Source organism: Rathayibacter sp. AY1C7 (assembly GCF_002931865.1).
GTDB lineage: Bacteria > Actinomycetota > Actinomycetes > Actinomycetales > Microbacteriaceae > Rathayibacter.
In genome coordinates this window covers 21,626-46,319 of sequence record NZ_PSWB01000028.1, presented here as the reverse complement: position 1 = coordinate 46,319, position 24,694 = coordinate 21,626, and the positions used below count along the sequence as shown (strand labels likewise).

Sequence of the window (24,694 nt, the reverse complement as noted above, 5' to 3'; positions counted from 1 at the left end):
GATCGGCGGCTTCGCGATGACGGGGAGCGCGGCGGCGGCCGGCCCGGCCCGCCTCCGTGCCGGCCGCCGCCGCGCTCCCCGTCATCGCGAAGCCGCCGATCCGCAAGCTCGCGAAGGACCTCGACGTCGACCTCCTCGAGGTGCAGGCCACCGGCCTCGCCGGCGAGGTCACCCGCGACGACGTCATCCGCCACGCCTCCCAGGCCAGCGTCTTCCGCAACATCCAGACCCCCGCCTGGGGCGACGACCGCGAGGAGCGGATCCCCGTGCGCGGCGTCCGCAAGGCGATCGCCGCCGCGATGTCGACGAGCGCGTTCACCGCGCCCCACGTCAGCGTCTTCGTCGACGTCGACGCGACCCGCACCATGGAGTTCGTCAAGCGCCTCAAGAACTCGCCCGACTTCGCCGGCGTCAAGGTCTCGCCGCTGCTCATCATGGCCAAGGCCATCATCTGGGCCGTCCGCCGCAACCCCACCGTCAACTCCGCCTGGACCGACACCGAGATCGTCGTCCGCCACTACGTCAACCTCGGCATCGCCGCGGCCACCCCGCGCGGACTGCTCGTCCCCAACGTCAAGGACGCCCAGTCGATGAGCCTCCTCGAACTGGCCCAGGCCCTCGAGAAGCTCACCCTCGACGCCCGCGACGGCAAGACCACCGCCGCCGACATGCAGAACGGCACCATCACCATCACCAACATCGGCGTGTTCGGGATGGACACGGGCACCCCGATCCTGAACCCCGGCGAAGTCGCGATCATCGCCCTCGGCACGATCAAGCAGAAGCCCTGGGTCGTCGACGGCGAGGTCCGCCCCCGCTTCGTCACCACGGTCGGCGGCTCCTTCGACCACCGCGTCGTCGACGGCGACGTCGTCAGCCGCTTCGTCGCCGACGTCGCCAGCGTGCTGGAGGAACCGGCGCTGCTCTTGGATTGAGCGGGCGGTGCTAGATCGAGCGGATTCCTCCTTCGTCGTTATCCGCTCCGCGGTCGGCTGTACGAGGTGGGGCGTTTCGTGGAGCGGGGAGCGTACCGCTACGGCGAATCGCTGGAACGCGATTCGGCGGTGAGCTCGGCGGTGCTCGACTGAGCGGATTCCTCCTTCGTCGTCATCCGCTCCGCGGTCGGCTGTACGAGGTGGGGGCGTGTCGTGGAGCGGGGAGCGTACCGCTACGGCGAATCGCTGGAACGCGATTCGGCGGTCAGCTCGGCCCTGCGGGCGAGCGTGCGCTGACGTGGCTCGGCCCTGAGGGCGAGCGTGCACGGATGCGGCTCGGCCCTTCGCTGTCGAGGGAGGGCGGGTGGTCTCCGCTGAGGGTGCGGTGGGCGCCTGCGACGGCCCGGGGCACGGGCGGCGGCTGCGCCGGCGGGAGCGGGGAGAGCGGGGGAACGGCAGCGGTCAGCGGGGGGAGACGGCGAAGGAGTGCAGGGCGAGGGCGTCGCTCAGGCGGGCGGCGACGCGGGCGCCGCGGACGCTGGTGCCCTGGGGGTCCAGCGGCGGGCTGACGACGGCGGCGCCGAGGCGACCGGGAGCGGAGAGGACGAGGGCGCCCGAGACGCTCGACTTGGCGGGGACGCCGACCGCGCGCATCCAGCGGCCCGAGCCGTCGTAGACGCCGCACGTCGCCATGACCGCGACCACGTCGCGCGCGACCGAGGCCGGCACGACCCGCTCGCCGGTCCCCGGGTGCACGCCGCCGAACGCGAGCGTCGCGCCCATCGCGGCCAGGTCGCGGACGTCGACCAGCACGGCGCACGCCCGGGCGTACGCGGAGACGGCGTCGTCGGCGCTGCGGTGCAGGGTGCCCTCCGCGCGCATCAGGTGCGCGAGGGCGTGGTTCCGGTCGCCGAGGAGGTGCTCGTCGGCGGCGACGCTCTCGTCGACGGAGAGCGGGCGGCCGGCGAAGGCGGAGAGGCCGCGGAGGATCCGCTCGCTCCGGCCGTCGGCGTCGCCCCCGTCGACCAGGGCGGCGGTCAGCAGCGCTCCCGCGTTGACCATCGGGTTCGGCGGGCGCCCGGTGCCGCTCTCGAGCTTGAGGGCGTCGAAGGCCTCGCCGGTGGGCTCGATGCCGACGCGGTCGAGCGCGTCGCCGCCGGTGTCGAGGAGCGCGAGCGCGAACAGGAACGGCTTCACGGCCGACTGGATGCTGAACCGCGCCTCCGCGTCGGCGCTCGCGCGGACGGACCCGTCGGGCAGGACGAGCGCGATCGCGCAGAGTCCCGGATCGGCGTCCGCGAGCGCGGGGATGCTGTCGTCGACCTCGCCCCCGTCGTCCGGCAGCACCTCCCGGCGCAGCGCCTCGAGGTCGCAGGCCAGGGGATCGGGGAGGGGGCTCATCCGTCCACTCTGTCAGGGCGGGGAGCCCGTCGCGTCCCGGGTCTCAGACGAGCCCGAACTCCGCGTCCAGCGCGTCCAGCTCCGCGGCGAACGACGCGCGCAGACTCTCCTTCTCGTCGGCGGGCAGCCAGGAGGCCTCCGCTCCGGTGAGCGCCATCGCGCGCAGCTGAGCGGCGGTCGCGCCGATCGGGCCGGCGGCGAGGCGGTACTCGTCGGCGAGCGTGGTCGGGAACATCCCGGGATCGTCGGAGCACGGCACGACCCGCAGTCCCGCGTCGAGCATCGCCCGGATGGACGCGCGCCGCCAGGGCCGCCAGGAGCGGCGCGAGGTCGTCGAGGCGACGGTGAACACCACGCCCTGCTCGCGGACGCGCTCGACGACGGCGGGGTCCTCGAGGACGAAGTAGCCGTGGTCGATCCGGTCGCAGCCCAGCAGATCGAGGCAGGTCGTCGTGTCGGCCGCGGTCGGGGCGTGCTCGGAGGAGTGGGCGGTCCGTCCCAGGCCGGCCTCCCCGGCGAGGCGGTAGGCATCGGCGAAGCGCTCGGGCGGACCCGCCGTCTCGAGGTTGTCGAGCCCGATCCCCGCCACGTACTGGTGGGGGTGGCGGACGACCTCGCGGACCAGCTCGAGCGCCTCCTCCCCGCTGTGGCCCGCGGCCTGAGCCGGGACGGTTCGCGACGGGGCCCGCGGGACCGCGCAGCTCCGGGAAGCCGGACGCGGTCCCGCGGGTCGGACGCCGCTACGCCGTGAGCGCGACCGCCGTCCACGAGACGGGCGGGAGGGTCAGCGTCAGCACGCCGTCCTCGAGCGTCGCCGGGGCCTCGCGCAGGCGCACGCGGTCCTGGTCGTCACGCGTGTTCTTCGCGTAGGGGTCCTCGTCGAACAGGGCCACCGCCTCCGCGATGCTCGAGACTCCGAGGCCGCTGACGTCGACGGTGACTTCGATCGGCTCCGTCTGCGAGCGGTTCACCAGGAAGACGGCCGCGCGGCCCTCGTCGACGGTGGCGACGGAGTCGATGAGCGGAGCGTCGCCGTGACGGGCGGTCGAGTAGGTCCCCGCGTCGATCCGGGGGCGCAGCACCGAGCCGGAGGCCAGACGCGCGGTGGTCGAGAACGGGAAGAACGTGGTCTGGCGCCAGGCGGCTCCGCCCGGCTCGGTCATGATCGGCGCGATCACGTTGACGAGCTGCGCGAGGGAGGCGGAGGTGACCCGGTCGGAGTTCTTCAGCAGCGTGATCATCAGGTTGCCGAGGACGACGGCGTCGGCGACGGAGTAGACGTCCTCGAGCAGGCGCGGGGCGTAGGCCCACTCGCGGGTGCTCTGGTCGCCCTCGGCATCGGCCTTCTCCTTGGCCTGCCACTCCTCGAGGTACCAGACGTTCCACTCGTCGAAGGAGAGCTTGATGTCCTTCGTCTTCTTGAGCTTGAACTTCACGTGGTCCACGGTCGCCGCGACGGTGGCGATGAAGTACTCCATGTCGAGGGAGGAGGCGAGGAAGGAGCCGAGGTCTCCGTCGTACTCCTGGTAGTAGGCGTGGCACGAGACGTACTCGACGTCGTCGTACGCGTGCTCGAGGACCACGCGCTCCCACTCGCCGAAGGTCGGCATCGACGAGCTCGACGAGCCGCAGACGACCAGCTCGAGCGAGGGGTCGGCGATCTTGAGGGCCTTGGCGGTGCGGGAGGCGAGCTTGCCGTAGTCGTCGGCGCTCATGTGGCCGACCTGCCAGGGGCCGTCCATCTCGTTCCCGAGGCACCACATGCGGATGTCGTAGGGCTCGGTCCCGCCGTTGGCGATGCGCTGGTCGGCGAGAGCGGTGCCGGCCGGTCCGTTGGCGTACTCGAGGACGTCGAGCGCCTCGAGGACGCCGCGGGTGCCGAGGTTGACGGCGTACATGATCTCGCTGCCGGTCAGCTCCGCCCACTTGGCGAAGTCGTCCAGCCCGACCTCGTTGGTCTCGAGCGAGTGCCAGGCCAGGTCGCGGCGGCGGGGGCGCTCGGAGCGCGGGCCGACGCCGTCCTCCCAGCGGTAGCCCGAGACGAAGTTGCCGCCGGGGTAGCGGATCGTCGTGGTGCCCAGCTCCTTGACCAGCTCGACCACGTCGAGGCGGAAGCCGTCCTCGTTCGAGGCGGGGTGGCCGGGCTCGTAGATGCCGTCGTACACGCAGCGGCCGAGGTGCTCGACGAACGAGCCGAAGAGGCGCGGAGTGACGGGGGCGACGACCGCGGCGGGGTCGAGGCTGATGCGCGCGGTGGCGGCGGGGGCGTCGGTCATGAGGGCCTTTCGGGCTTCGGGCTCCCGCAGCGGGCTCGGCGGCGAGCGGTCTTTCTAACGTTGTACACGATGGTCCGCCCCGGCTCGGCCGCTGTCAAGAGCGGCACGGGGCCCACCCGCCTCGCTGCGTGCCGCTCCCGAGGTCGGCCGACCTCCTCCCGCGTCGACCCTCCCCGCCGCCGCTCAGCGCACCTGTGCTCGACTGGGCGGGTGCCCTCCTCCGATGCCGTCACCGACGCCTGCTCCGAGCTCGCCGACCGCGCCGACGCCCTCGCGGCGTCGCATCCCCGCCCGCGGGCGTTCCTCGCGGCCGTCGCGAAGGACGTCGCCGGCATCCGCAGTGCCCCGCTCGGCGCCCTCGACCTGGCGCACGGCGGCCGCAACCGGGTCCGGGGGAAGGGCTTCCGCCGCCCCTACGACGACGGCACCCGCGGCCAGGCCCGCCACTTCGCCGGCGTCGCGGGCGCCACGCTGTACCTCGGCGGCCCGCTCGCGCACCTGTTCCTCCGGACCGTCGGCGGCGACGTCCGCGGCTCGGCCGACGACCGGCTGACGACGCGGGCCGTGGAGTGGAGTCGGCTCCTCCGCCGCGGCGAGCTGGCCGTCGCGGACGCGGGAGCGTGGATCCGCCGCGAGATCTGCGGCAGCGGGACCTGCGCCTAGGCCCCGGCCGACGCCCGGCCGACCGGCGGGTCCTCCGCGATCGGCCGGCCCGCGGTCGACTCCCGGGCGACCACGGTGAACGCCGCCTCGTGGAGCGTCCCGGGGCCGGTGCGGGTGCCCTCGATCCGGGCCTGCAGCACCTCGACCGCGGTGCGCGCGATCTCGTCGCGCCCCGAGTCCACGGTGGAGAGGCTGGGGGAGGAGTAGCCCGCCTCGTCGATGTCGTCGAAGCCGATCACCGCCACCTCCTCGGGCACGCGGACCCCCGCCTCCTGGAGCGCGCGGACCGCGCCGAGTGCGAGGGTGTCGTTGAGCGCGAACACGGCGTCGAAGTCGAGCCCGGAGGCGAGCACGCGGCGCATCGCCTCGGCGCCGCCGGAGCGCCGCCACGGGCCCGAGACGCCGATCATCCGCTCGTCGTAGGCGATGCCGGCCTCGGCGAGCGCGGCGCGGTAGCCCTCGAGGCGGAGCGACGCCGAGCTGACCGCGGCGTCGGGGTGCGTCCCGAGCGCCACGATCCGGCGCCTTCCGGAGGCGAGCAGGTGCGCGGTGGCCGCGTGCGCCGCCGCAGTGTTCTGCATGGTGACGTGGTCGACCAGCCCGGTGAAGATCCGCTCGCCGAGCAGCACCAGGGGGAAGCCGACCGCGAGCGCGTCCTCGTCGGCGAGGCCCAGCGGGCTGAAGAGCAGCCCGTCGGTGAGCTGCCGGCGCTCGCTCGCCAGCACGCTCCGCTCGCGCTCGGGGTCGCCGCCGGTCTGCTCGATCAGCACCGTCAGCCCGCGCTCGTCGGCGGCGCGCATCACGCTGTCGGCGAGCTCGGCGAAGTAGGGGAGGCTCAGCTCCGGCAGGGCGAGGCCGATCACGCCGGTGCGGCCGCGGCGCAGGCTCCGCGCGGAGAGGTTGGGGCGGTAGCCCAGCTGCGCGATGGCCGCCTGCACCCGGGAGCGGGTGGCCGGGCGCACGTGCGGATAGTCGTTGATCACGTTCGAGACGGTCTTGATCGAGACGTCGGCGGCGCGGGCGACGTCGTGCAGCGTGACGGCCACGGTCCTCCCTCCGCTCGGCCCTCACGCTACCCCGGGGCTCCGCTCCGGCCTGTCGCGGATCGACGCCGGGGCGGCGTGCGGGCGGAGCGCGCCGCCGGAGCAGGACGCGCCCCGCGGCCGATCAGGTGTACCAGCTGGGCTCGGGGACGGTGTCGAGCAGGGCGAAGACGCCGACCTCGCGGCGCTTGTAGGGCAGCGGATCGTGCAGGGAGTGGGTGCGGAGGTTCCGCCAGTAGAGGTCGAGTCCGACCGAGCTGGCGGAGGCGCGGGCGCCGGTCAGCTCGAAGACGCGGGTCGCCGTCGCGAGGCCGTCCTCCACGATCCGCGCCTTGGCCGCGGCGATCCGCACGGCGATCTCGCCGCGGCGCCGAGGCGTCAGCTCCTCGCGCGGAGCGTGCAGCGCGGCCGAGAGCGCGGCCCCCGTCGCGTCGATCAGCGCCTCGTCGGCCCAGAGCCGGGACTGCAGGTCGCCGTATCCCTCGAGCACGTACCACTCGTCGCCGGCGCGCTCCTTGTCGTCGCCGCCGTACGGCCAGGCCCGGGTGCGCTCGCGGGTGTACTGCGCCGCGCGCTCGAGCGCTCCCTGCGCGATGCCGAGGTAGAACTCGGCGAAGACCTGCTGGATGACGGGCACGTTGAGGGTGTTGTAGACGAGCGGACGGTAGACCTTGTCGACGAAGCCGGCCGCCGCCGCCCACGGCACGCGGACGCCGCGGATCTCGACGGAGCCGGACTCGGTGAGCCGCTGGCCGAGGCTGTCCCAGTCGCGGCCGAAGACGATCCCCTCCTGATCGGTGGGGACGATCGCGAAGAGGTGGGTGTCCGTCCCCTCGAGCACCCCCTCGAGCACGGTCAGGTCGCTGACCACGCCGCCGGTCGAGAACGACTTGCGGCCGGTGAAGACCAGCTCGTCGCCCTCCTCCCGCACGGTGAGGTCGGAGTCGCGCGGGTTCACCGCGCCTCCGTAGAGGAGGTCCCCCTCGGTCGCGAGCTGCTCCACCGCGATGATCTGCTCAGGGGTCCCCACGAGGCGGGCCGCCCAGGCCCAGAGGTAGTGGTAGCCGAGCAGCTGGCCGATCGAGCCGTCGCCGCGCGCGACGGTGCGGACGACGCGGAGGGCGGTGGTCCACTCCTGGGCGCCGCCGCCGTGCTCGGCGGGCCCGAGCAGCGTGACGAGGCCGGCCGCCTTGAGCAGGGCGACCTCGGCGAAGGGGGCGGCGCCGGCGCGGTCGCGCTCGAGGGCGTCGGTCGCGAGCACGACGGCGACCTCCTCGGCGCGGACGAGCCAGGCGTCAGGGGAGTCGGGCCGGGGTGCGGCCGACCAGTGCTCGGCGGCGGCGCCGATCGTCGTCGCGGCGTCGGCGCCGGCAGTCGTGGGTGCGGTGGTGGTCACGGTGTCCTCGTCTCGTCGGGGGGCGGTGTGCAGCGACTGTGCCAGGGGCGAGGTGTCCGGAGCGAGGCGCGTGTCGCCCCGTGTCCGCGTGTGTCCGCGGATGACCGGCGGGCGCCTCCGCACGATTTTGACAATCGTTATCAATAGCCGTTAGCGTGGGGGCACCCGCCCGGCCCCTGACCCAGATCGGCTCACCGTGAAGACCCGCCTCCTCGCCCTCACCGCCCTCCTCGGCGGCACCGCGCTCGCCCTGAGCGGCTGCTCCGGAGCGGGCAGCGCCTCCGACAGCTCCTCCGCCGCCGCCGCGGGCGGGCCCGTGAAGGTCGTCGCGTCGACGAACGTCTACGGCGACCTCGTCTCGAGCATCGGCGGCGACCTGGTCGAGGTGACCAGCATCATCGACAGCCCGGACAAGGACCCGCACGAGTACGAGGCCACCGCCCGCGACCAGCTCGCCGTGTCCGGCGCGACCCTCGTGATCGAGAACGGCGGCGGCTACGACCACTTCCTCGACACCATGATCAGCGCGGCCGGCACCGAGGCCCCCGTCATCACGGCGACCGTGATCGCCGGCCTGGAGGACGTCCACGATCACGCGGAGGAGGAGTCGGAGGGCGGGCACGAGCACGCGGAGTTCAACGAGCACGTCTGGTACGACCTCTCGGTGATGAAGGAGGTCGCGGGGCGGATCGGCGACGAGCTCGCCGCGCTCGACCCCGACAACGCCTCCGCCTACTCGGCCAACCTCGCCACGCTCGACGAGGGGCTCGACGCCCTGATCGCCCGTGAGAGCGAGCTGAAGGGCACGCTCTCCGGCCGCTCCATCGCGATCACCGAGCCCGTCCCGCTGTACATGACCGATGCGCTCGGCCTGACCGACGCGACTCCCGAGGCCTTCAGCGAGGCGGTCGAGGAGGGCACCGACGTCCCCGCGACCACGCTCCAGGAGACGCTGGCGCTGTTCTCCGGCAAGGCCGTCGACGCGTTGATCTACAACGAGCAGACCGAGGGCGCGCAGACGGACGCGGTGCTCGACGCCGCGAAGGCCGCCGGGATCCCGGCCGTCCCCGTCACCGAGACGCTGCCCGAGGGCGACGACTACACCGGCTGGATGACCGCCAACCTCGACGCGATCGAGGGAGCCCTCTCCCAGTGAGCCACGACTCCCCGACCAGGCCCGTCTCCCCGGAGGCGGGCCCTTCGGCGTCCGTGCTGCGGCTGCGCGGCGCCGGCCTCCGCTTCGGCGACCGCGAGCTGTGGAGCGGCGTCGACCTCGACGTGCGCGCCGGCGAGTTCGTCGCGGTGCTCGGCGCGAACGGCTCCGGCAAGACGAGCCTCCTGCGCGCGGTGCTCGGCCAGCAGCAGCTGAGCGCGGGGGAGCTGCAGGTGCTCGGCGAGCCCGTGCACCGCGGCAACCGGCGCATCGGCTACATCCCGCAGCAGAAGCTCGCCGACGAGGGCACTCCGCTGCGCGCCCGCGATCTGCTCGGGCTCGGGATCGACGGCCACCGGTTCGGCCTGCCCCTGCCCTCCCGCTCCCGGCGTGCGGCCGTCGACGCGCTGCTCGAGGCCGTCGGCGCCACAGCCTTCGCCGACGCCCCCATCGGCAGCCTGTCCGGCGGCGAGCAGCAGCGCGTCCGCGTCGGCCAGGCGCTCGCGGGCGACCCGGCGCTCCTGCTCTGCGACGAGCCGCTGATCGCGCTCGACCTCGCCCACCAGCGAGCGGTCAGCGAGCTGATCGACCGGCACCGCCGCGAGCGGAACCTCGGCGTCCTCTTCGTCACGCACGACGTGAATCCGGTGCTCGGCATGGTCGACCGCGTGCTCTACCTCGCCGGCGGCCGGTTCCGGATCGGCACCCCCGACGAGGTCCTGCGCTCGGAGGTGCTCAGCGAGCTCTACGACGCACCCGTCGACGTGATCCGCGCCCGGGGCCGGGTCATCGTGGTCGGCGCCCCCGACCACTCGCACGTGCACGAGCACGAGGAGGGGCAGTCGTGACGGACGTCTGGTCGCAGATCTTCGACTTCTCCGACTACGGAGCGCTGCTGTCGCTGCTGATGAACTCGGTGATCGCCGGCGCGGTCCTCGGAGTGGTCGGCGGGCTCATCGGCGTCTTCGTGATGTCGCGCGACATGGCCTTCGCGGTCCACGGCATCAGCGAGCTCTCGTTCGCGGGGGCGTCCGCGGGGCTGCTGCTGGGCGTCGGCGTCGTCGAGGGATCGATCGTCGGCTCGCTGATCGCGGCCGTCCTGATCGGCGTGCTCGGCTCGCGCGCCCGCGACCGCAACTCGATCATCGCGGTTCTGATGCCGTTCGGACTCGGCATCGGCATCCTCTGCCTGGCCCTCTACCCGGGCCGTAGCGCGAACAAGTTCGGCCTGCTCACGGGTCAGATCGTCGCGGTCGACGACCCGCAGCTCGGGTGGCTGATCGGCATCTCGGTGGTCGTCCTCGTCGGTCTCGCGCTGATCTGGCGCCCCCTCACCTTCGCGAGCGTCGACGCCGACGTGGCGGCCGCGCGCGGCATCCCCACCCGGGCGCTCTCGATCGCGTTCATGCTCCTGCTCGGCCTCGCGGTCGCCGTCTCGGTGCAGATCGTCGGCTCGCTGCTCGTGCTCGCGATCCTGGTGACGCCGGCGGCCGCGGCACTGCGCCTGTCCGCCTCGCCGGTGATCGTGCCGCTGCTGAGCGTGCTCTTCGCCGTCGGCGCGCTGGTGGGCGGCATCCTGCTCGCGCTGGGCGGATCGATCCCGATCAGCCCCTACGTGACGACGATCTCGTTCGCGATCTACGCGGTCTGCCGGATCATCGGCCGCAAGGGCGTCCGGCGCTCCCGGCTCGCCGTCGGCGGGGGGCGGTAGCGTGGCCCGGGTCGTGCGGAGTGGAGGTGGTCCAGTGGTCAAGCGCAACACGTGGCAGCGCGAGGCGGTGCGCGAGGCTCTCGGGCGTCGCGAGGACTTCGTCAGCGCCCAGGGCCTGCACAGTGCGCTGCACGCCTCCGGCTCGCCGATCGGGCTCGCGACGGTCTACCGCGCGCTCTCGGACCTGGCCGTGGAGGGCGAGGCCGACTCACTGCAGTCGCCCGAGGGCGAGAGCCTCTACCGCGCCTGCACGCCGGGGACGCACCACCACCACCTGATCTGCCGCCGCTGCGGGCTGACGGTCGAGATCGCGGCCGACGAGGTCGAGGAGTGGGCGCGTTCGGTCGCGTCGCAGAACGGCTTCACGGACGCGCACCACGTCGTGGACGTCTTCGGGCTCTGCGCGGCCTGCACCGCGGGGCTCGCCGAGGCCTGAGGGTGGTCCGGCCGGGAGCCCGTCCGCGGGCGACCCTGGCCCGGCATTCGGCTCAGGCCGGAAGGAACACGCCGATCGACCGGTCCTTCACCACGGAGCCGGCGGGCAGCACCCGCCCGCTCATCGCGAGGTAGACGCCCGGCGGCAGCAGCTGCACGGCGGCCACCGCGGTGCCGAGGTTGAACGCGGCGTCGCTGTCGAGCATCCGTGCGGGCTGCATCGCGCCGGTGAGGACGACCACCCGATCGCGGACGACGCCGAGGGCCTCGGCCGTCGCGGTCATCGTGTCGGTGCCGTGGGTGAGGACGATCCGGTCCTCCTCGGCGGCGAGCACCCGCTCGCGGATGAGGGCCCGATCGGCGTCGTCGAGCTCGAGGCTGTCCTTGGCGAGGACCTCCTCGACGCGGAACTCGAGCGTGGTGAGCACCGGGGCGAGCAGGCGCGGCACCATCGGGGCGCCGATCTCGAGCTCGCCCGCGAGCGAGTACTCCTTGTCGACGGTGCCACCGGTGGTGAGGACGAGGATGCGGTCAGTCACGCGATCAGACTAGGCGCCGCCTCCGACACCGGCACGTTCGTGCGCAGTGGCCGCGCCACGGCGGCGGCGGCGGCCCGCATCGGGAACGATGGAGCGCATGACATCCTCCTCCCCGTCCCTCCTCCGCACCGGCGCCAAGGTGCTCCTCGGCTCCGCCCTCCTCTTCGCGGGGGTGAGCCACCTCACCCGCAAGCGGGAGGAGTTCCAGGCGCAGGTGCCCGAGTGGGTGCCGCTGGACAAGGACGCGGTCGTGCTCGCCTCGGGCGTGGTCGAGATCGGCCTGGGCGCCTCGCTGGTGCTCGCGCGCCGACGGGCGCCGCTGGTCGGAGCCGCGGCCGCCGCCTTCTTCACCGCGATCTTCCCGGGCAACGTCTCGCAGTGGGTGACGCGGACGAGCGCCTTCGGCCTCGACACCGACCGCAAGCGCGCCGTGCGCCTCGCGTTCCAGCCGCTGCTGGTGGCGTGGGCGCTCTGGTCGACCCGTCGTCCGCAGGGCTGATCCCTCTCATCGGATCCCGCTCGCCGGGCGGCACGACGCCGGCCGTGAGCGCGTGCCGCCCGCCTCGGAGGATCCTCCTCAGCCGCCGCCCTGCTGCGCCTCGGCCAGCAGCGGCGCGAGCAGCTCCTCGATCCGGCGCCGCGCCCCCTCGGCGTCGCCCGCGGCGATCGCCTCGACCAGCTCGGCGTGCTGCCGGGCGTGCACGTCCTCCTGGCCGACGACGTCCTCCTCCAGCACCGACTCGAACATGCCGGTGAGGCCGTCGTAGAGCTCGACGAACAGGTCGTAGTGGGTCGCGACGACGACGGCCCGGTGCAGCGCGGTGTCCGCGGCGATCCGCTCGGCGAGCTCCGGCGCCTCCCACGAGCGGGCCCGGCGGGCCAGCAGGGCGCGGAGGGAGGCGACGTCCTCCCCGGTGCGGCGCTCGGCCGCCAGCGCGGCCGTCGCCCCGTCGATCGCGAACCGCAGCTCGAGGCCCTCCCGGCGGGCGGCGCTCGGGATGCGGCGGCGCAGCGATTCGGCGAGCTGCGAGCGCGCGGTGACGAACGTGCCGCGCCCCTGCTCCCGCCGCACGAGGCCCGCCTGCACGAGGGCCTGGACGGCCTCGCGGACGGAGTTGCGTCCGGCGCCGGTCCAGCGGGCGAGCTCGGCCTCCACCGGGATCCGCTCGCCGACGGCCCAGCGGCCGGAGCGGATCTCCTCGTGGAACAGCGCCGTGACGTGGTCGATCACGCTCTCGCGCTGGAACGGCGCCGCGGGGCTAGACTCGCCAGGATTCATCCCATCATCCTATCTCTCGGGGACTCCATGACCGCAGCACCGACGCTCCGCGCCACCGCCCTCCTGGCCCTCGCCGCCATCGCGATCACCGCGCTGAACCTCCGCACCGCCGTCACCGGCTTCAGCCCGCTGCTCGACACGATCGGCGCCGATCTCGGCTTCGGGCCCTCGCTCTACGGGGCGCTGGGGACGATCGTCACCGCCTCCTTCGCTGTCTTCGGCTTCGTCGCCGCGGCCGTCTCGCGCCGGATCGGCCTGGAGCGCACGCTCGCGATCGCGACGCTGGTGACCACACTGGGCATCGCCCTCCGCGCGCTCAGCCCGAGCCCGGTCGCTCTGGTGCTCTCGACCGTCGTCGCCTTCGCGGGCGTGGGCACCACGAACGTGCTCATCGTGCCGATCGTGAAGCGGTACTTCGCCGAGCGGATCAAGACGGTCAGCTCGCTCTACCTGGCGCTGCTGCAGGTGGGCCAGTTCGTCGCTCCGCTGGTCGCGGTGCCGCTGGCCTCGACGGCGGGGTGGCGCTGGGCGATCGGGATCTGGGCCGTGATGACGGCCGCGGCCTGCCTGCTCTGGGCGGCGCTCGCGGCCCGCGGAGGAGGCGGGGCGGCTCCGGCCGCCGCCGGCGGCCGCGTGGACGGGGCGTGGCGCACGCCGCTGCTCTGGGCGATGGTGCTGATGCTCGGGATGACCGGTCTGCACACCTACGGGATCATCACCTGGCTGCCGACGATCCTCGTCGACGCGGGCGCGGATCCGGCGCAGGGCGGGGCGCTGCTGGCGCTGTTCTCGGTGTTCGGCCTCGCCGCCGCCTTCGTGGTGCCGCCGCTGACTCTGGGGATGCGCAACCCGGTCGTGGTCGTGGTGGTGTGCTGCGTGCTGCTCGCCGTCGGCTACGCGGGCCTCGTCGTCGCTCCGCTGGAGGGTGCCATGGCGTGGGTGGTCTGCCTCGGGCTCGGCGTCAGCACGTTCCCGATGACGCTGACGCTCGTGAACGCGCGGACCCGGACGACCACCGGCTCCTCGACCCTCTCCGGCGCCACGCAGGGGCTCGGCTACGGGCTCGCCTGCCTCGGCCCGCTGCTGATCGGCGTGCTCTACGAGGCGCAGGGGGACTGGAGCGGCGCGTACGCGCTGCTGTTCGCCGGAGTGGCGGTGCTGCTGGTCAGCGGGATCGTCGCGTGCCGTCCGCGGTTCCTCGAGGACGAGGCGGCGCTCCGCCGGGCCTGAGCGGCGGCGCTCAGCGCGACGCGGCCGGAGCGAGCGCGGAGACGATCCGCTCCAGCCCGAAGCGCCAGGCGCTCTCCACGTCGCCGCCGAGGGTGAAGGCGCCTGGTGGAGAGCGCCTGAGGCGCGGAGCCGCTCAGGAGGCGGGGACGAGCTTCCAGCGGTCGGCGAGGATCTCGAGGCCCTTGTCGAAGGTCGCCGACCACGCCGTGACGTCGTGGGCGCTGTCCGGCACCTCGAGGTAGGTGGCGCTCATGCCGGCGGCGACGGCCGCGGCGTAGACGGTCTTCGCTCCGGGGAGGAACGAGGTGTCCTCGGCGCCGACTCCGAAGATCGCGACGGTGCCGGTGTAGGGGGCGTTCGCCGCGAGGACGTTCACCGGCTTCGCGGCCTCGTAGGCGGCCTGGTCGCCGCCGAACCCCTGCGCGACCGTCGCCGCCTCGCTGCCGAGGGTCGGCGCGAGCTCGCCCGAGGCGTCGACGATGTTGCCGAAGAGCGACGGGTGGCCGGCGCCGAGCTGGATCGAGCAGGTCCCGCCCTGCGAGAGGCCGCCGATCGCCCAGTGCTGCGCGTCGCCGAGCACCGGCAGGTTGGCGCGGATCCAGTTCGGGACGTCGACGGTGAGGTAGGTGGCCGACTTCCCGAGCGGCGAGTCGACGCACATCGGGTTCCTGTCGGGATCGCCCAGCTGGTCGGGCGACACGACGATCGGCGCGAGGCCGGCGTGCGCGGCGGCGTAGGCGTCGAGGGTCTGCTGGAACTTCTCGGTCGAGAGCGGATCGGAGGGCGACCCCGGCTGCCCCGAGAGCATGATCATCACCGGCAGCAGCGGCGGTGCCGCGGTGAGGGCCGCGGGCGGGAGGTAGACCACGGCGTCGCGGGCCGGGAAGCCCGACGCGGTGGCGGGGATGGCGACCGTCGAGACCGAGCCGACGGCGGGCATCCCGGCCGGGGCCGTCCAGGTCGCGAGGTCCGAGTGCGGTCCGTCCGCGGCGGCGACCGGCACGGAGGAGTCGGAGTACGCGCTGATCCCGAGCGCGCTGCGCACCGTGGGGTACTGGCCGAAGTCGATGTTGACGGTCATCGCGGCCGCCGCGACGACGAGCACTCCGGCCGCGAGCGACGCGAGCACCCCGCGCGCGCGCCGGCGAGCGATCGCGTGTCCGAGGACGACAAGGGCGACGCCCAGCCCGCCGATCCCCAGGCCGATCGCGACCCGGGTGACCGGCGTGAAGTCGACGCCGAACGGGCCGTCGGGCCCGTCGACGAGGGCGGCCAGGGCGGCGCCGCCGATCAGGCCCAGGAGGAGGACCGCGACGGCGATCCCGCCGCGCCGGGAGCGCCCGCGGCGGGGAGCGCGGACGTGGGCGGCGAGCAGGAGGAGGAGCGCTCCGATCGCGAGCACGTAGACGGCGACGACGAGGGGGCCGGAGACGAGGCTCAGGTCGAGGAGAGAGGTCATGCGTCGATCCGGTCGGAGGGTGCTCGGGCGGGCGTCAGTCTGGCGGCGGTCTCTGGAGGAGAGCCGGGAGCTGTCGGGAGCGATTCTCCTCCCCGGGCGCGAATCCACCGAGCTCTCCACCGATCGGGCGCAACCCCGCGCGCCGCGCCGCCGCTCCCGCCTAGCGTGGGACTCCCGACGCACACCGCGCCCTCACGAAGGAGCCCGCACCATGACGCAGCACCCCCGCCTCGAGACCTCCTCCCGCGAGGCCCGCGCATGAGCCGCGGAGTCGCCGTCGTCACGGGCGGCACGGCCGGGCTCGGACGCGCCACGGTCCGCGAGCTCGCCTCCCGCGGCTGGGACGTCGCCGTGCTGGCGCGCGGCGAGGACGGACTGGCGGCCACGGTGGCCGAGATCGAGCAGAAGGGCCGGCGCGGGCTGGGCATCCCGACCGACGTGGCCGACCGCGAGGCCGTCGAGTCGGCGGCCGACCGGGTCGAGGCCGAGCTCGGCCCGATCGAGCTGTGGGTCAACGACGCGATGGTCGGCGTCTTCGGCGAGTTCCTGTCGACCGAGCCCGCCGACTTCGAGCGCGCCGTGGGCGTCAACTTCTTCGGCTTCGTCAACGGCACCCGCGCAGCCCTCTCCCGGATGACCCCGCGCGACCGCGGGCACGTCATCCAGGTCGGCTCCGCCCTCGCGCACCGGGGCATCCCGCTGCAGGCCGCGTACTGCGCCTCCAAGTTCGGCGCCCGAGGCTTCACCGAGGCCGTCACCGCGGAGCTGCTGCACGCGAAGAGCCGCGTGCGCCTGTCCGAGGTCGACATGCCGGCGCTCAACACCATCCAGTTCAACTGGGTGAAGTCGCAGCTGCCGCACCACCCGCAGCCCGTGCCGCCGATCTACGAGCCCGAGGTGGGCGCGATCGCGATCGCCGACGTGGCCGACAAGCCGCGCCGCCGCACCTGGGTCGGCGAGCCGACCGCTGGCACCATCCTCGGCGACCGCTTCGCCGGGCGCTTCATGGACTGGTACCTCGCCCGCAGCGCCTTCGACGGTCAGCAGGCCCCCGACAAGACGGAGCCGATGCTCCCGAACAACGTGTATGAGCCGGTCCCCGGCGATCACGGCGCCCGCGGCCTCTTCAGCGACCGCGCGCACACCATGACGCCCCAGATCTGGATGATCCGCCACCGCGCCCTGAGCTACGCGGGGGCCGCCGCGGCCCTCGCCGCCGGCGCCGCGGGCGTCGTCTCGGCCCTGCGGAGGAAGTGACCGTGGTCGACGCCGTCGTCATCGGGGCGGGCCCCAACGGCCTCGCCGCCGCGGTCACGCTCGCGCGGGCCGGGCTCTCGGTCACCGTGCTCGAGCGCAACGAGACGATCGGCGGCGGCGCGCGCACGGCGGAGCTGACGCTGCCCGGCTTCCACCACGACGTCTGCTCGGCGGTGCACCCGATGGCACTCGCGTCCGGCTTCTTCCGCGCCTTCGGGCTCGACCGGCGCATCGAGCTGGTCGTCCCCGAGATCTCGTACGCGCATCCTCTCGACGGCGGCCGCGCGGGCATCGCCTACCGCGACCTCGACCGCACGGTCGAGGCGCTGGGGCGCGACGGAGCGGCGTGGCGCGCCCTGATGGGACCTCTCTCCGAGCGGGCCGACCGCGTCGCGGGCTTCACCAACGACGCGCTGCTGCGGATCCCGACGGACCCGAGCGTGCTGATCCGCTTCGGACTGCGGGTGCTCGAGCAGGGCACCCCGGTGTGGAATCTGCGCTTCCGCGAGGACGTCGCCCCGGCGATGTTCTCCGGGGTCGCCGCGCACTCGATCCGCCCGATGCCGAGCCCGTCGACGGCCGCGGCCGCCCTGGCGCTCGGCGCCTACGCCCACGCGCGCGGCTGGCCGGTGCCGATCGGAGGCAGCCAGTCGATCGTCGACGCGCTCGCCGACGACCTCCGGGCGCACGGCGGCACCATCGAGACCGGCGTCGAGGTGACCTCGCTCTCGGAGCTGCCCCCGGCCCGCGCCGTGCTCGTCGACGGCACGCCGACGGCGCTGCTCGCGATGGCGGGGGACCGGCTGCCCCCGGCGTACGCCGCGGCCCTCCAGCGCTTCCGCTACGGCAACGGCGTGGCCAAGGTCGACTTCGCCCTCGACGGACCGGTGCCGTGGACGAACCCGGAGCTCGCCGGCGCGGGCACGCTGCACGTGGGAGGCAGCCGCGCCGAGATCGCGGCCGCCGAGCGCGACGTGAAGCGCGGCCGGCACAGCCGCAGCCCCTACGTGCTGGTGGCGCAGCCCTCGATCGCCGATCCGACCCGGGCGCCCGAGGGCAAGCACGTCCTCTGGGCGTACACGCACGTCCCCCGGTACTCGCCCGCCGACCAGCAGGAGGCGATCACCGCCCAGATCGAGCGCTTCGCCCCCGGGTTCCGCGACCGCGTGATCGGCGCCTCCTCGATGACCGCCCGCGACATGCAGGCCTACAACCCGAACTACCTGGGCGGGGACATCGCTGCCGGAGCCGCGAGCGTCGCGCAGCTGCTCTCGCGCCCGGTCCCCACGACCGACCCGTGGCGGACGCCCGCGAAGGGGCTCTACCTCTGCTCCTCGTCCACCCCGCCCGGGCCGGGCGTGCACGGTATGGCCGGCTGGCACGCCGCCCGCAGCGCGCTGCGGCACGAGTTCGGGGTGCGCGAGTCGCCCGACCTGTCGCCGGAGGCGCACCCGGCCTGAGCCGCCGCCGATGCGCTGCGCCCGTCGCCGCCCCCGGCCTGCCAGGCTGAGGGACGGCGCCGCCACGCGCCCCACCACCACTCGAAGGAGTCCGCGATGTCCCGCACCACCCGCGTCGTCCACTGCCCGCCCGAGTCCGTCTTCGCGGTGCTCGCCTCCGGCTGGCTGTTCCCGAGCTGGGTCGTAGGCGCGTCGCGGATGCGGAAGGTCGACGCCGACTTCCCGCACGTGGGCTCGCAGCTGCACCACTCCTTCGGCCTCTGGCCGCTCGTGATCGACGACCGCACCACGGTCCTCGAGTGGGACCCGCCGCGCCGGATGGTCATCCAGGCCGCCGGCTGGCCGCTCGGCGAGGCCCGGGTGCGCGTCGAGGTCGAACCGCACGCGCGCGGCGCGAAGGTGCGGATGCACGAGGCGCCCGTGAAGGGCCCGGGCACGCTCGTCCCGAAGCCGCTGATGCACTCGTTCCTCTGGATCCGCAACCGCGAGGCCGTGCGCCGGCTCGCCCACATGGCCGAGGCGGGAGCCGCGGGCCGCACGCTTGCGCCCGCCTCGCTCCCCTCGCCCGCCGACCGTGCCGGGATCGACCGGCCGAAGCACGTCTGGGCGCGCCTGACCGGAGCGATCGGGTCGATCGCGGTCGGGACGCTCGTGGTCCGCGGCGTCCTCGCGGCCGTGCGGCGCGCCCGGAGCTGACGGGCCCGGACCCGACGGCGCCCGGAGTCGGCGGCGCCCCGGAGACGACGGCGCCCGGGTCGGACGCCGCTCGGCTCGGACGCCGCCCGAGTCAGACGATCCGCTCGACCAGCCGCACGTGCTGCACCGCGACGCGCTTCGGCTCGCCCGCGAAGGCGGCGTCGCGCTCGGGCGAGGCCAGGTACGCCCGCTCGACCTCGGCGAACGCGTCGGCGTCGCCGGCCGTGCTGACCGCCCAGACGAACTCGTTCACCTCGCGGTCGGCGTAGGCGAACTCGATCCGGAAGCCGTGGGCCTCGCGCGCCGGCACGATCCGCTCGGGGAACCAGGCGAGGAAGTCGTCCATCACCCCGTCCATCAGCTCGTAGCGTCGGAGTTGGATCGTCCTGGTCTCGGCTGCAGCGCTCATGCTGCGACGGTACCCGCCCGGCGGCCGCGCCGTCGCCGCGCTACGCTCGCCGCCGACAGCCCCACGACGAGGAGGACAGCACGGACCCCCGCCACCGCTCCCTCGCGCTGCTCGTCGCCGGCTGCTTCTTCATGGAGAACCTCGATGCCACGATCGTGACGACCGCCGCGCCCGTGATCGCCGCCGACCTGGGCGTCGACTCCGCCGCGGTCTCGATCACCGTCACCGCGTTCCTCCTCACCGTCGCCGTCCTCATCCCGGCCTCGGGCTGGCTCAGCGAGCGCTTCGGCGTGCGCCGCGTCTTCACCAGCGCGATCGCCGTCTTCACCCTCGCCTCCCTGCTCTGCGCGCTCAGCCCCACGCTGCCGCTTCTGGTCGGCGCCCGGGTCCTGCAGGGCGTCGGCGGCGCGCTGATGGTGCCGGTCGGCCGGCTCGCGGTGCTGCGGGCGACTCCGCGGGAGGGGATCATCCACGCCATCGCGATCCTGGTCTGGCCGGGACTGGTCGCCCCCGTGATCGCGCCGTTCCTCGGCGGGCTGCTCACGACCGTCGCCTCCTGGCACTGGATCTTCCTGATCAACCTGCCCCTCGGGGTCGTCGCGTTCGCCATCGCGCGCCGGATCGTCCCCGCCACCGCCGAGAGCGCGCCGCCCCCGCTCGACGTCACGGGGCTGGTGCTCGTCGCGGTCGGGCTCGGCTCGCTGGTCGGAGCGGCGGGGCTCCTCACCGGCTCCGAGCTCGACGGGCGGGCGGTGGCGCCGCTGCTCGTCGGCGCGGTCGTGACGGCGCTCGCCGTGCGGCACCTGCGCCGCGCCGAGCATCCGCTCGTGCGGCTCGACGCCTTCCGCTTCCGCACCTTCCGGGTCGCCAACGCGAGCGGATCGCTCTACCGGGCGACCGTGAACGCGGTGCCGTTCCTGCTCCCGCTGCTGTTCCAGGACGCGTTCGGCTGGAGCCCGGTGCAGGCCGGCTCCGTGGTGCTGGCGCTCTTCGCCGGCAACCTGGCGATCAAGCCGGCCACGACTCCGCTGCTGCGGCGCCTCGGCTTCCGCGGGGTGCTGGTCGCGGCGAGCGCGGTCGGGGCGGCGTGCATGGCGGCGATGGCGTTCCTCGAGCCGGCGACTCCGGTGGCGCTCGTGGTCGCGCTGCTGGTGCTGAGCGGAGTGGCCCGCTCGGCGGGCTTCACGGCCTACAACACCGTCACGTTCGCCGAGGTCCCGCAGGAGGGGATGTCGGGCGCGAACACCCTCAACGCCACCACGCAGCAGATCGCGGCCGGCCTCGGAGTCGCGGTGGGCGCGGTGGCGCTCGCCGTCGGCACCGCGATCGGGCCCGGCCTCGTCCCGTACCGCGTCGCCTTCCTCGCCCTCGCGGTGCTGACCCTCGTGCCGCTCGCCGCCGCCGCCCGGCTCCCGCGCGACTCCGGGAGCGCCCTCACCGCCTGACCCGCGCGGGCGTCAGGCGAGGCCGAGCGCGATGCCGTCGAGGATGTCGTGCGCGGTCGAGTGGACCCGGTCGACGCCCGGCGACGCCTCGTGGACCGCGCGGAGGACCTCGCCCCAGACCAGCGCGCCGGCCGCCAGCACGTCCTCGCGCCCCGGGCGGACCCAGGGGAGGGCCGCCGTCCCCTCCGGAGACAGCGCGGCGAGCTCGTCGCAGGCGGCGAGGACGTCGGAGAGGGGGAGGGACGTCTCGAGCGCGGCGCGGTCGGTGGTGCGGAGGACGTGCGCGGTAATCGTGAGCACGGTCGCGGCGACGCCGACGACGCTCCGGGCCTGCGAGAGGTCGACGGAGGAGGCGGCCAGCGCGGCGCCCACGTCCGCCCGCATCGCCGCGCGCTCGCCCTCCGTCGGTGCGGCGGCCCGGCGGTGGCGCTCGGTCAGGCGGACGCTGCCGACGTCCATCGAGTGCGCCTGCTCCGGCTCCGCTCCGCCGAGCACGAGCTCGGTCGAGCCGCCGCCGAGGTCGACGACCAGCACGGGCCGGGCGGAGTCGACGGCCGAGACCGCGCCGCGGAAGGAGAGCCGCGCCTCCTCCTCGCCGGAGATCGTCTCCGGGGTGACGCCGAGGATCCGCTCGACGGCGGCGAGGAAGTCCTCGCGGTCGGCCGCGTCGCGGGTGGCCGAGGTGGCGACGAAGCGGAGGTGCTCGGCGCCGGCCTCCTGCGCGGCGGCCGCGTACTCGCGGGTGACGGCGAGGGTCCGCTCGAGCGCGGCCGGGTCGAAGCGGCCGGTGCGGTCGACCCCGCGGCCCAGCCGCACGAGCTCGGTGCGGCGCTGGACGTCCCGGAGGCGGCCGCCCTCCACGTCGGCGATCAGCAGGCGGAGGGAGTTGGTGCCGCAGTCGAGCGCCGCGACGCGCGTGGGGGAGGACATCCGCCCATTCTGCCCGCGAGGCCCGGGCCGGAGGCGGGCGATAGCCTGGGGGAAAGACGAAGGAGCCGCCCGTGCACGAACACCACGTCCGCGTCCACCGCAGCGACGAGGAGCTCCCGCGACACGGGCAGCTCGCCCACGCGCTCGCCGAGGTCGCCGCCGATCCGGTCGAGATCGACGACGAGGTCGCCGAGATGGTGGTCAACCGGGTCATCGACAACGCCGCCGTCGCCACCGCGTCGCTCCTGCGCCGCCCGGTCGTCGCCGCCCGCGCGCAGGCTCTCGCGCACCCCGCCTCCATCGGCGGCCAGGGCTCGGTCGTCCTCGGCGTCGACCCGGCCCGCCGGGTCTCGCCCGAGTGGGCGGCCTGGGCCAACGGAGTCGCCGTGCGCGAGCTCGACTACCACGACACGTTCCTGGCGGCCGAGTACTCGCACCCGGGCGACAACATCCCTCCGCTGATCGCCGTCGCCCAGCACGCGGGCATCGGCGGGGCGCAGCTCGTCCGCGGCATCGTCACCGGCTACGAGGTCCAGGTCGACCTGGTGCGCGCGATCAGCCTGCACCGGCACAAGATCGACCACGTCGCGCATCTCGGCCCCTCGGCCGCGGCCGGGATCGGCACGCTGCTCGGCCTCGACGTCGCGACGATCGAGCAGGCCGTCGCGCAGGCCCTGCACACGACGACCGCCACGCGGCAGTCGCGCAAGGGCGAGATCTCGAGCTGGAAGGCGTACGCGCCGGCCTTCGCGGGGAAGATGGCGATCGAGGCGGTCGACCGGGCTATGCGCGGCGAGACCAGCCCGTCGCCGATCTACGAGGGCGAGGACGGCGTCATCGCCTGGATGCTCGACGGCGCCGACGCGAGCTACGACGTCCCGCTGCCCGACCGCGGCGAGGCCAAGCGCGCGATCCTCGACACGTACACGAAGGAGCACTCGGCCGAGTACCAGGCGCAGGCGCTGATCGACCTCGCCCGCCGCCTGCACCGCACGCACCCCGAGGCCGCCGATCCCGAGCGCGTCGAGCGGATCGTCCTGCACACCTCGCACCACACGCACTTCGTGATCGGCTCGGGCGCGAACGACCCGCAGAAGTACGACCCGGCCGCGTCCCGCGAGACGCTGGACCACTCCGTGCCGTACATCTTCACGGTGGCGCTGCAGGACGGCGCCTGGCACCACGTGCACAGCTACGCCCCCGAGCGGGCCGCCCGCGCCGACACCATCGCGCTCTGGCACCGGGTCACGACGCAGGAGGACGCGGAGTGGACGCGCCGCTACCACTCCACCGATCCGGGCGAGAAGGCGTTCGGCGCGCGCGTCGAGATCCTGATGACGGACGGCACGACGATCGTCGACGAGATCGCGGTGGCGGACGCGCATCCGCTGGGCGCGCATCCGTTCAGCCGCGAGCAGTACGTGTCGAAGTTCCGCACGCTCGCCGCCGACGTGCTCGAGGAGTCCGAGATCGAGCGCTTCCTCGACCTCGCGCAGCGCCTGCCCGAGCTGACCCCGGAGGAGGTCGGCCGCCTCAGCGTGATCGCCGCTCCCGGCGTCCTCGCCTCGATCGAGCCCCCGCGCGGCCTGTTCTGATCCCTCCGCGGGAGGGTCGTCCGCACGCACGGTGACGCGCGCACGGACGGCCTCCCGCGGCGGGGAGCGCCGTCGTCAGGCGGTCTGCTCGGCGACCCAGTCCTGGATCTCGGCGATGAAGCGCCGGCGCGAGAAGACCCGGGTGCGAGCCCGGAAGGCGTCGACGTCGAGCGCGAGCGCACGCCGCAGCAGGTCGCTCCAGTCGGGATCGCCCTCGAGGTCGGCGATGACGCCCCCGCCGGCGAGGGACACGCTCTCGCGCACTCCGCCGATGTCGGTCCCGATGACCGGCGTCCCGCAGGCCATCGCCTCGACGGGCATGATCCCGAAGTCCTCGACGGCGGGGAAGACGTACACGAGCGCCTGCGCGTAGAGCGCGCGGATCAGCTGGTCGGAGGGCGAGATGACGAAGGTCACGTCGGCCCGGATCTCCTCGGCGTAGGCGCGGAGCCGCGCCTCCCAGGGGCCGTGCCCGGCGATGACGACCGGGAGCCCGGTGCGGGCTCCGGCGTCCATGACCTTCTCGAGGCGCTTGTAGGGGACGAACCGCGAGGCGCCCAGGATGAACGGCCGGGCGAGCGAGTCGAGGAGGCGCAGCTCGTCGTCGTCGAGCGGGGAGCGCCAGTCGGTGATCGTCGAGAGCAGCTCGGTGTTCACCGGCGGGTAGATGACCCGCGACGGCTGGTGCCACGCGTCGCGCACCCGCTGCCCGGTGAAGAGGCTGTTCACGGCGATGGAGGAGGCCTCGGCGGCGCGGAGGCGGTCGATCGGCTTGAGGAGCAGGCTCGCGGTGCGGGCGGCGAGGCTGCTGCCGCGGCCGTCGCGGTCGGGCTCCCAGATGTAGCGGGCCGGGGTGTGCGCGTAGACGAGCTTGCGGGTCGGTCCGCTGGTGCGGACGTGGTGGGCGAAGAGGTGCGAGCTGACCAGCACCCACTCGCGGGAGGCGCCGACCGGGAGCCGCCACGTGGGCAGCATCGCCGGCAGGGCGAGGACCTTGTGGCGGCGCAGCGGCGTGCGCGCCAGCCAGGACTCCGAGACGGGCCTGCCGACGACCTCGGCGCAGTCGCTCCAGAGGACGCGGACGTCGGCGTCGGCGAAGGCCTCGGTCATAGCCTCGAGCACGCGCTCGGCGCCTCCGCGGCGCTCGACCCACTCGTGCACGATCAGGCCGGAACCGACCGGCGGGACGGATCGGGAACGGGTGGTCGCGTCGATGACGGCAGTGATGATGGGCCCCTTCCCCCGGGCGTGCGGTGAGGATCGGGCGGCCATCCGGAGACGGGAGCGGCTCCGAATGCTTATCCGTCGTCGGTGACCGATCAGCAGTGCAGTAGAAGCTAACCGGCTCGTGGAGAAGGAATCGAAAGGCGAGTACGAGTCGT

The 24,694-nt window shown here is 74.1% G+C and carries 22 protein-coding genes and 2 pseudogenes; 13 read left to right on the top strand and 11 right to left on the bottom strand.

Annotation, left to right across the window (positions count from 1 at the left end; genetic code table 11):
• Positions 1-44: 44 nt before the first annotated feature.
• Positions 45-935, top strand: a pseudogene (locus C5C69_RS14095) (dihydrolipoamide acetyltransferase family protein); the annotation flags it as partial.
• A 462-nt stretch (positions 936-1,397) separates the two neighbouring features.
• Here the strand turns inward: C5C69_RS14095 and glsA are convergent.
• The 3 genes and pseudogenes from glsA to C5C69_RS14080 form a co-directional block, all read right to left on the bottom strand.
• Positions 1,398-2,336: a glutaminase A gene (gene glsA, locus C5C69_RS14090; RefSeq protein WP_104233555.1), complete on the bottom strand. Its 939-nt coding sequence runs from the start codon at positions 2,334-2,336 to the stop codon at positions 1,398-1,400.
• A 43-nt stretch (positions 2,337-2,379) separates the two neighbouring features.
• Positions 2,380-2,973, bottom strand: a pseudogene (locus C5C69_RS14085) (adenosine deaminase); the annotation flags it as partial.
• Positions 2,974-3,076: 103 nt separating this feature from the next.
• Positions 3,077-4,612, bottom strand: coding sequence for an alpha-N-arabinofuranosidase (locus C5C69_RS14080; protein WP_104233557.1), 1,536 nt, complete (start codon positions 4,610-4,612; stop codon positions 3,077-3,079).
• 210 nt (positions 4,613-4,822) lie between these two features.
• On the opposite strand from C5C69_RS14080, the gene C5C69_RS14075 reads away from it, so the two are divergent.
• Complete coding sequence (locus tag C5C69_RS14075) at positions 4,823-5,275, top strand: hypothetical protein (protein WP_104224546.1); 453 nt, start codon at positions 4,823-4,825, stop codon at positions 5,273-5,275.
• Here C5C69_RS14075 and C5C69_RS14070 read toward each other — a convergent pair.
• Complete coding sequence (locus C5C69_RS14070; RefSeq protein ID WP_104233558.1) at positions 5,272-6,321, bottom strand: LacI family DNA-binding transcriptional regulator; 1,050 nt, start codon at positions 6,319-6,321, stop codon at positions 5,272-5,274. The genes C5C69_RS14075 and C5C69_RS14070 overlap by 4 nt on opposite strands.
• A 121-nt stretch (positions 6,322-6,442) precedes the next feature.
• The gene (locus C5C69_RS14065; protein ID WP_258065460.1) at positions 6,443-7,714 is read right to left on the bottom strand and encodes an acyl-CoA dehydrogenase family protein; all 1,272 of its coding nucleotides are present in this window, start codon (positions 7,712-7,714) and stop codon (positions 6,443-6,445) included.
• A gap of 196 nt (positions 7,715-7,910) precedes the next feature.
• Between C5C69_RS14065 and C5C69_RS14060 the strand changes: the two genes are divergently transcribed.
• Genes C5C69_RS14060 through C5C69_RS14045 form a run of 4 tightly spaced genes read left to right on the top strand, consistent with a single transcriptional unit; the run spans position 7,911 to position 11,014 of the window.
• A complete protein-coding gene (locus C5C69_RS14060; protein ID WP_104258168.1) occupies positions 7,911-8,870 on the top strand; it encodes a metal ABC transporter solute-binding protein, Zn/Mn family in 960 nt (319 codons plus the stop codon).
• Positions 8,867-9,715 carry a metal ABC transporter ATP-binding protein gene (locus tag C5C69_RS14055; protein WP_104227225.1) on the top strand — a complete coding sequence of 283 codons (849 nt, stop codon included), beginning with the start codon at positions 8,867-8,869 and terminating at the stop codon, positions 9,713-9,715. Before C5C69_RS14060 ends, C5C69_RS14055 begins: the two co-directional genes overlap by 4 nt.
• Before the next feature lie 59 nt (positions 9,716-9,774).
• The gene (locus tag C5C69_RS14050) at positions 9,775-10,578 is read left to right on the top strand and encodes a metal ABC transporter permease (protein WP_104233592.1); all 804 of its coding nucleotides are present in this window, start codon (positions 9,775-9,777) and stop codon (positions 10,576-10,578) included.
• Between the two features lie 34 nt (positions 10,579-10,612).
• Positions 10,613-11,014 (top strand): Fur family transcriptional regulator, encoded by a 402-nt coding sequence (locus C5C69_RS14045; RefSeq protein ID WP_104224542.1) that lies wholly within the window; start codon positions 10,613-10,615, stop codon positions 11,012-11,014.
• Positions 11,015-11,066: 52 nt separating this feature from the next.
• Here C5C69_RS14045 and C5C69_RS14040 read toward each other — a convergent pair whose 3' ends face one another.
• Positions 11,067-11,552: an asparaginase domain-containing protein gene (locus tag C5C69_RS14040; RefSeq protein WP_104224541.1), complete on the bottom strand. Its 486-nt coding sequence runs from the start codon at positions 11,550-11,552 to the stop codon at positions 11,067-11,069.
• Positions 11,553-11,640: 88 nt separating this feature from the next.
• Between C5C69_RS14040 and C5C69_RS14035 the strand changes: the two genes are divergently transcribed.
• Positions 11,641-12,051: a hypothetical protein gene (locus tag C5C69_RS14035; RefSeq protein ID WP_181067813.1), complete on the top strand. Its 411-nt coding sequence runs from the start codon at positions 11,641-11,643 to the stop codon at positions 12,049-12,051.
• A 78-nt stretch (positions 12,052-12,129) separates the two neighbouring features.
• Here the strand turns inward: C5C69_RS14035 and C5C69_RS14030 are convergent, their stop codons facing one another.
• On the bottom strand, positions 12,130-12,831 hold the full coding sequence (locus tag C5C69_RS14030) for a FadR/GntR family transcriptional regulator (protein WP_104233561.1): 702 nt from the start codon (positions 12,829-12,831) through the stop codon (positions 12,130-12,132).
• Positions 12,832-12,858: 27 nt separating this feature from the next.
• Here C5C69_RS14030 and C5C69_RS14025 point away from each other — a divergent pair, with 27 nt between their 5' ends.
• A complete protein-coding gene (locus C5C69_RS14025; protein ID WP_104233562.1) occupies positions 12,859-14,061 on the top strand; it encodes an MFS transporter in 1,203 nt (400 codons plus the stop codon).
• Between the two features lie 133 nt (positions 14,062-14,194).
• Here the strand turns inward: C5C69_RS14025 and C5C69_RS14020 are convergent, their stop codons facing one another.
• Positions 14,195-15,520 carry an esterase family protein gene (locus C5C69_RS14020; RefSeq protein ID WP_104258167.1) on the bottom strand — a complete coding sequence of 442 codons (1,326 nt, stop codon included), beginning with the start codon at positions 15,518-15,520 and terminating at the stop codon, positions 14,195-14,197.
• Between the two features lie 258 nt (positions 15,521-15,778).
• Here C5C69_RS14020 and C5C69_RS14015 point away from each other — a divergent pair, with 258 nt between their 5' ends.
• The 3 genes from C5C69_RS14015 (at position 15,779) to C5C69_RS14005 (ending at position 18,933) form a co-directional block, all read left to right on the top strand.
• Complete coding sequence (locus C5C69_RS14015) at positions 15,779-16,777, top strand: SDR family oxidoreductase (protein WP_104233564.1); 999 nt, start codon at positions 15,779-15,781, stop codon at positions 16,775-16,777.
• A 2-nt stretch (positions 16,778-16,779) separates the two neighbouring features.
• Positions 16,780-18,237 (top strand): phytoene desaturase family protein, encoded by a 1,458-nt coding sequence (locus C5C69_RS14010; RefSeq protein WP_374953123.1) that lies wholly within the window; start codon positions 16,780-16,782, stop codon positions 18,235-18,237.
• A gap of 96 nt (positions 18,238-18,333) precedes the next feature.
• Positions 18,334-18,933 (top strand): SRPBCC domain-containing protein, encoded by a 600-nt coding sequence (locus C5C69_RS14005; RefSeq protein ID WP_104233566.1) that lies wholly within the window; start codon positions 18,334-18,336, stop codon positions 18,931-18,933.
• A 91-nt stretch (positions 18,934-19,024) separates the two neighbouring features.
• Here C5C69_RS14005 and C5C69_RS14000 read toward each other — a convergent pair whose 3' ends face one another.
• Entirely contained in the window at positions 19,025-19,342 is a 318-nt protein-coding gene (locus tag C5C69_RS14000; protein WP_104224531.1) for an NIPSNAP family protein, read from the bottom strand.
• Positions 19,343-19,473: 131 nt separating this feature from the next.
• On the opposite strand from C5C69_RS14000, the gene C5C69_RS13995 reads away from it, so the two are divergent.
• Positions 19,474-20,787, top strand: a complete 1,314-nt coding sequence (locus C5C69_RS13995) for an MFS transporter (protein WP_104258166.1) — start codon at positions 19,474-19,476, stop codon at positions 20,785-20,787.
• A gap of 12 nt (positions 20,788-20,799) precedes the next feature.
• On the opposite strand, the gene C5C69_RS13990 is transcribed toward C5C69_RS13995, so the two are convergent.
• Complete coding sequence (locus C5C69_RS13990) at positions 20,800-21,717, bottom strand: exopolyphosphatase (RefSeq protein WP_104258165.1); 918 nt, start codon at positions 21,715-21,717, stop codon at positions 20,800-20,802.
• A 71-nt stretch (positions 21,718-21,788) separates the two neighbouring features.
• Between C5C69_RS13990 and C5C69_RS13985 the strand changes: the two genes are divergently transcribed.
• The gene (locus tag C5C69_RS13985; protein WP_104251037.1) at positions 21,789-23,312 is read left to right on the top strand and encodes an MmgE/PrpD family protein; all 1,524 of its coding nucleotides are present in this window, start codon (positions 21,789-21,791) and stop codon (positions 23,310-23,312) included.
• A 75-nt stretch (positions 23,313-23,387) separates the two neighbouring features.
• Here C5C69_RS13985 and C5C69_RS13980 read toward each other — a convergent pair whose 3' ends face one another.
• Positions 23,388-24,584: a glycosyltransferase gene (locus C5C69_RS13980; protein ID WP_104251036.1), complete on the bottom strand. Its 1,197-nt coding sequence runs from the start codon at positions 24,582-24,584 to the stop codon at positions 23,388-23,390.
• Positions 24,585-24,694 lie beyond the last annotated feature (110 nt).

What these genes read in the sequence shown, in the direction of transcription:
- C5C69_RS14025 (WP_104233562.1), top strand. Translation starts at nt 12,859, where the DNA reads ATGACCGCAGCACCGACGCTCCGCGCCACCGCCCTCCTGGCCCTCGCC.
- C5C69_RS14000 (WP_104224531.1), bottom strand. Translation starts at nt 19,342, where the DNA reads ATGAGCGCTGCAGCCGAGACCAGGACGATCCAACTCCGACGCTACGAG.
- C5C69_RS14030 (WP_104233561.1), bottom strand. Translation starts at nt 12,831, where the DNA reads ATGAATCCTGGCGAGTCTAGCCCCGCGGCGCCGTTCCAGCGCGAGAGC.
- C5C69_RS14050 (WP_104233592.1), top strand. Translation starts at nt 9,775, where the DNA reads ATGAACTCGGTGATCGCCGGCGCGGTCCTCGGAGTGGTCGGCGGGCTC.
- C5C69_RS13995 (WP_104258166.1), top strand. Translation starts at nt 19,474, where the DNA reads ATGGAGAACCTCGATGCCACGATCGTGACGACCGCCGCGCCCGTGATC.
- C5C69_RS14035 (WP_181067813.1), top strand. Translation starts at nt 11,641, where the DNA reads ATGGAGCGCATGACATCCTCCTCCCCGTCCCTCCTCCGCACCGGCGCC.
- C5C69_RS14020 (WP_104258167.1), bottom strand. Translation starts at nt 15,520, where the DNA reads ATGACCTCTCTCCTCGACCTGAGCCTCGTCTCCGGCCCCCTCGTCGTC.
- glsA (WP_104233555.1), bottom strand. Translation starts at nt 2,336, where the DNA reads ATGAGCCCCCTCCCCGATCCCCTGGCCTGCGACCTCGAGGCGCTGCGC.
- C5C69_RS14015 (WP_104233564.1), top strand. Translation starts at nt 15,779, where the DNA reads ATGAGCCGCGGAGTCGCCGTCGTCACGGGCGGCACGGCCGGGCTCGGA.
- C5C69_RS13980 (WP_104251036.1), bottom strand. Translation starts at nt 24,584, where the DNA reads ATGGCCGCCCGATCCTCACCGCACGCCCGGGGGAAGGGGCCCATCATC.
- C5C69_RS13990 (WP_104258165.1), bottom strand. Translation starts at nt 21,717, where the DNA reads ATGTCCTCCCCCACGCGCGTCGCGGCGCTCGACTGCGGCACCAACTCC.
- C5C69_RS14080 (WP_104233557.1), bottom strand. Translation starts at nt 4,612, where the DNA reads ATGACCGACGCCCCCGCCGCCACCGCGCGCATCAGCCTCGACCCCGCC.
- C5C69_RS14005 (WP_104233566.1), top strand. Translation starts at nt 18,334, where the DNA reads ATGTCCCGCACCACCCGCGTCGTCCACTGCCCGCCCGAGTCCGTCTTC.